General features: G+C 52.6%; 5 protein-coding genes and 1 pseudogene. 2 read left to right on the forward strand and 4 right to left on the reverse strand.

Annotated features, from left to right (window positions below):
- From ACEW8P_RS10435 to ACEW8P_RS10450, 4 genes and pseudogenes are all read right to left on the reverse strand, one after another.
- A pseudogene (locus ACEW8P_RS10435) lies at positions 1–185 on the reverse strand (hypothetical protein); the annotation flags it as partial.
- A gap of 77 nt (positions 186–262) precedes the next feature.
- Positions 263–1,279 (reverse strand): low specificity L-threonine aldolase, encoded by a 1,017-nt coding sequence (locus tag ACEW8P_RS10440; RefSeq protein ID WP_373513024.1) that lies wholly within the window; start codon positions 1,277–1,279, stop codon positions 263–265.
- A gap of 94 nt (positions 1,280–1,373) precedes the next feature.
- Complete coding sequence (locus ACEW8P_RS10445; protein ID WP_373513025.1) at positions 1,374–2,327, reverse strand: carbon-nitrogen hydrolase family protein; 954 nt, start codon at positions 2,325–2,327, stop codon at positions 1,374–1,376.
- Positions 2,324–3,196, reverse strand: coding sequence for a hypothetical protein (locus ACEW8P_RS10450; protein ID WP_373513026.1), 873 nt, complete (start codon positions 3,194–3,196; stop codon positions 2,324–2,326). Before ACEW8P_RS10450 ends, ACEW8P_RS10445 begins: the two co-directional genes overlap by 4 nt.
- Positions 3,197–3,477: 281 nt before the next feature.
- Here ACEW8P_RS10450 and ACEW8P_RS10455 point away from each other — a divergent pair, with 281 nt between their 5' ends.
- Entirely contained in the window at positions 3,478–3,732 is a 255-nt protein-coding gene (locus ACEW8P_RS10455; protein ID WP_373513027.1) for a hypothetical protein, read from the forward strand.
- 206 nt (positions 3,733–3,938) lie between these two features.
- Positions 3,939–5,075: glycosyl hydrolase (locus ACEW8P_RS10460; protein ID WP_373513028.1), on the forward strand; the 1,137-nt coding region annotated here is incomplete at its 3' end.

The following is a 5,075-nucleotide window of genomic DNA, read 5'->3' on the forward strand; positions in this document are numbered from 1 at the left end:
ATAATGTCAGGATTGCTCTGCACGGCCTCCACAGTCGTAATCCGCCCCGACATAACTGCCGGGCCGATACTGCGAACTTTCATGGCTTTGAAAAGGTCGGCGGGGAGTGGCTGGGCGAGGAGCGTGGCCGCTGACAGCAGCACCAGAAATAGGGTTTGAGTAGTTTTTGGAAAAATTTTCTGCATACGAACTGTGTCTAGGTTGGTAGTTTGTTCGGCAAAAGTACAAACTAACATTCGTAGAGACGTGATTTATCGTTTCTCTACAATCGTAGCATCCGTTTTTCCAGTTCTTCCAAATGTTCGTCCGTAAAATCTAAATGAGTGACCAGACGAACCAGGTGTTTACCGAATGGTACGGCGCGAATGCGCAGCATTTCCAGCCGCCGGACGTAGTCGGAGGCCAAAATCGTTTCGGGTAGTTCGAAGATTACGATACTGGTGTCGATAGGATAGATGTTCACGACCTCGGCTTTCTTATACAGCATCTCGCCGATGACTCTAGCGCGGGTGTGATCCTCGGCCAACCGAGCCACGTGGTGGTCGAGGGCATAGATCCCCGCGGCGGCCAGGAAACCCGCTTGCCGCCAGCCGCCACCCATTACCTTACGAAAACGGCGGGCTTGCTTGATGAAATCCTTCGTGCCCAACAAAAGTGACCCTACCGGGCAGCCCAACCCTTTCGACAAACATACGCTGATGGAATCAAAAAGTACCCCGTGCTGCGCGGGCGTTTCGCCCGTGGCGACCAAGGCATTGAATAGCCGGGCTCCGTCCAGGTGTAGCGGGACGCCATGCTCATCGCAGACTTTCCGAATCGCCTGGATTTCGGAAAGGTCGTAGTAGCACCCGCCCCCTTTATTCATCGTGTTTTCCAGCGATACCAGCCGCGTGACGGTAGCGTGGATGTCGTCGGGGCTAATGGCTTCGGCTACCTGACGGGCAGTGAGCCGCCCCCGGTCGCCATCCAAAAGCTTGACCGAAGAAAAGGAATTGAGCATAATACCCCCGCCTTCATAAAGGTAGATATGAGATGATTTATCGCAAATGACGTCGCTGCCCGGCTGCGTGTGGACGCGGATGGCGAGTTGGTTGGTCATGGTGCCGGAAGCGCAGAACAGTGCGGCTTCGGTGCCGAAAAGTCGGGCAGCTTTTTCTTCGAGGGCGTTCACGGTCGGGTCGTCGCCCAGGACGTCGTCGCCCAACGGGGCCGACCACATGGCTTCCCGCATGGGGGGAGTAGGTTGGGTAACGGTGTCGGAGCGGAGGTCGATTGTCATGGAGTAGTAAGTTGGGTACAATTGGCGGGAAGGGCGCAAAGATAGTTGAGAAAGCTACTTCTGAGTTTTGAAACTCCCTGTGTAATCGCCTTGCCTATTCTAAACTCAACACAGTTTGGTTTATTCGCACGGTTTCCGGCTGGTTTACTACTTCGAATTTGAAAACGTCAGGGCGGGCGTAGTGACCCACTACATCAAAATCTAGCTTACTTTTGGCAAGAAGCGAGAAGTCCAAATCTGCCGTAAGCACCCCCTCAACGTTCCAGAGCGGCCCGGCAAGTACTTCTCCCATGGGTGAGTAAATGACACTGCCACCCGCCGACATCACCTCCGGCTCATCCCGGATTCCGTCCTGGTAGCGTTCAGGATAATCGTCTTTGCGAACAAACTGATTGGCGGCTAGAACGAAGCAGCGGCCCTCGAGTGCAATGTGCTGCATGGTAGACTGCCAAGAGGGCCGCGCATCGGCGGTGGGAGCGAGGTAAATCTCAACGCCTTTTTGGTAAAGGGCCATGCGAGCGAGTGGCATATAGTTTTCCCAGCAAATGAGTCCCCCGACTTTACCCAGTGGAGTATCGTAAGTATGCAGCGAGCTGCCGTCGCCTTCGGCCCAGAGGTACCTTTCCAGTCCGGTGGGTTTCAGTTTGCGATGCGAGCCTAGTAGCTGCCCATCGGGCGCGAAATACAGCAGAGAACAGTAAAGCGAGCCGCCCACGGCTTCTCGTTCTGTCACACCCAGAGCGACGAAAATATTAGCTTTCTTGATGGCTTCCTGAATGGGCCGAAGTACCTCCGATTGTACATCCACGCTGTTTTGCCAGTAGTCGAGCCAAGCGTCGCGGCTGGCTTCGCTGCGCCTGCCCACTACGGCGTCGAAACTCAGCCCGCGTGGGTAGCCCGGCAGGAACGATTCCGGGAAAAGTAGCAACTCGCAGCCCGCTGCGCGGCCTTTCTCAATCCAGTCCACGACTTTGGTGATGCTTTTTTCTAAATCAAAAAACACGGGCGTCGCCTGTACTACGCCGACTTTGACAATGGGTAGTTTCATTTGACAAAAATACAGTTGCGGTCGGGAAGGGGAGACAAGAAATTGTGTTGGTCGGCGAGTGGACGGTTAGCATCAACTGCCAAAACTACTGAATCGACCAACTGGATTCTGTTTTGGATCAGTTGAAAGCCTCGTATTTTATCGTACTGATTGGTGGGCAAATACAGCGTCTTGCCCTCCGCGCTGGTCGTCAGCACGGACAGACATAGGTTCCGGGAGCCAATGCGGTGGTTGCTCACGCCGCTTACTTCATCCACGAGATCCAGCGCACCATTTTGCACCCGGGCAATTCTAAGAATGCCGCCAATATGCGGCGTCTGCACCCAGGCGATTTCTATTTTTCCGTCCTCGTCCAGGTCGGAGATGGCGGCGATATTGAGCCAGCGGCTGGGCCGGCCAATGAAAGGACTGGCCGTGTAGGGTTGAAGTTTTTCGTCTTTGATTTTATAAATCGCCACGCTCGCCCCCATCGTCAGGCTAGTTTGAATGGTGATGAACTCTAACTCTCCGTCGTTATCAACGTCCGCCAGGCGGGGCCGCAAATCTTCAAAAACGTAGGCCTCATCAAGTTTGTAGTGATATGATTTTCCCTTGCGCGTCACGAACAGTCCACCCGCCTCGATCGGATCGCCCAGGATTCCGTGAGCGTAGCGCTTGGTAGGGTCGGTGTAGCGTGCCGTGACTTGAGCGGCGCTGTCGGTTGCCACCAAATCTTCGGGCATGAAAAGGTACACCTTGCCCGTTGGCATCCCGGCACCTCCTGATGGATTTCCAGGGGTAGGGGTGACCATGTTAGTGTCGACATCGGATTTGCAGCCGATGAGCGCAACTATCAGGGCTAGTACATAAGCGGTAGAGGTATGTCTCATTTTGTGTACAAATGGTATTTGGGAAAATTTTGGGCGTGGAAGGTACTCTGTGCAAAAAAATCAACAATCTAAGCTATCTGATTTTGGGACAAAATTAGCCGAGAATCATAGATGTTTATTTTAAATTACTGATTATCATTTTCTTGTACTTTACATGTGCTGATAATATACCCAAAACCCTAATTTCAAATTGACTTGGACTGATTGTTTATCATTTAACAAATGAAAATATAGCTTTTGTTAAGAAGCTTTACTACTAAACATTTAAACTTCATACAACAATGGAAAATTCACAGAAAGACCAAGACAAGAACAAGCCAAACCAAAGCCAGCAGCAAAGCGGCGGCGGACGTTCTCAATCACAGAGCAGCAAAGGCGGCCAACAATCACAAAGTCAAAGCGGCGACGGAAAGCAGTCGCAGAGTAGTAGCAGCAAAGACGGCCATAAAGAGCAACGCAACGAAAGCAAGGGCTGGAAAGAGCGCGACAAAGAAACTGAGCGCACCCAAACCCAGCATGTAAGCGACAACGAGTAGCACAGCATACGCATATATCTTACTCCATTGAAAGAGGCGACAGGATGAAAATCTTGTCGCTTCTTTTGCTTTCTGAAATCCACCACCTTACAAGATCAAGACATTTATTTGGGAAAAAACAGTCAGGGAAGCATTAGTAAAGGATCGTCAGTTGCTTTGGGTATAAACCAAAACACAATCCCCTTTTCGAATTCAATCGCTCCTCGATGCAAATCAAAGAAAGCTTAACCGCCGCCGACCTTCAACCCAAACTCGATCGCCTGTGGCAACTGTCCGGCGAAAAAATTAATCTTCTCAATAATAACTACGATCCCGCCAAAGGCTCACCCGTCTTTACGGTGAAGGGCCAATACACCACCCGTGGCTGGACTGAATGGACCGAAGGCTTCCGCTACGGAGCGGAGGTGATTCAATACGATGCCACGGGAGACGACGCTTTCCTAAAAATGGCTAAGGAGCATACCGTGAAGCAAATGGCTTCGCACGTCGGTCACTTCGGTGTCCACGATCACGGTTTCAACAACGTCAGTACTTACGGAAATCTGCTGCGTCTGATGAACGAAGGCCGCATCGAGGAGAACGAATGGGAGCGGAATTTCTACGAGATAGCCCTGAAACTTTCGGGAGCCGTGCAGGCCAAACGCTGGACGCCGATCAAAGATGGGGGCTATATTTACTCATTCAATGGCCCTCACTCCCTATTCGTAGATACCATCCGCTCCGTGCGGGCGGTGATGGTTTCTCACCTGCTGGGCCATAGTTTGATGGGAGAAAACGACTTGAAAACCAGTCTGCTGGAACGCGGTGTACAGCATTCGTTATCCACGGCAAGGTACTCGCTCTATTATAACGAAGGCCGCGACATCTACGACGATTGGGGCCGCTCGGCGCACGAATCTATTTTTAACATCAACGACGGCAACTACCGCTGTCCCAACACCCAGCAAGGTTTCTCGGGCTTCACAACCTGGACCCGCGGCCTGGCCTGGGCGATGGTCGGCTTCCCCGAGCAACTCGAAACGCTGGCGTATTTCTCCGACGACGAGCTGGCCCCCTTCGGCGGGCGTGAAGCCGTAGAGCAAATCTACCTCAAAGCAGCCCGCGCTACCAACGACTTTTTCATTGCCAACACCGCCGCCGACGGCATTCCCTACTGGGACACGGGTGCACCGCAGCTTCATAAACTAGGCGACTACACCCAGGAGAAATCTGACCCATACAACGCTCACGAACCCATCGATAGCTCTGCCGCCGCCATCGGCGCGCAAGGACTGCTCCGACTGGGCAAGTACCTAAAAGACAAAGGTCAAACCGAAGATGGCAACCGCTACTGGCAAGCCGGA

This window comes from Persicitalea sp. (genome assembly GCF_041751555.1).
Classification (GTDB): Bacteria; Bacteroidota; Bacteroidia; order Cytophagales; family Spirosomataceae; genus Persicitalea.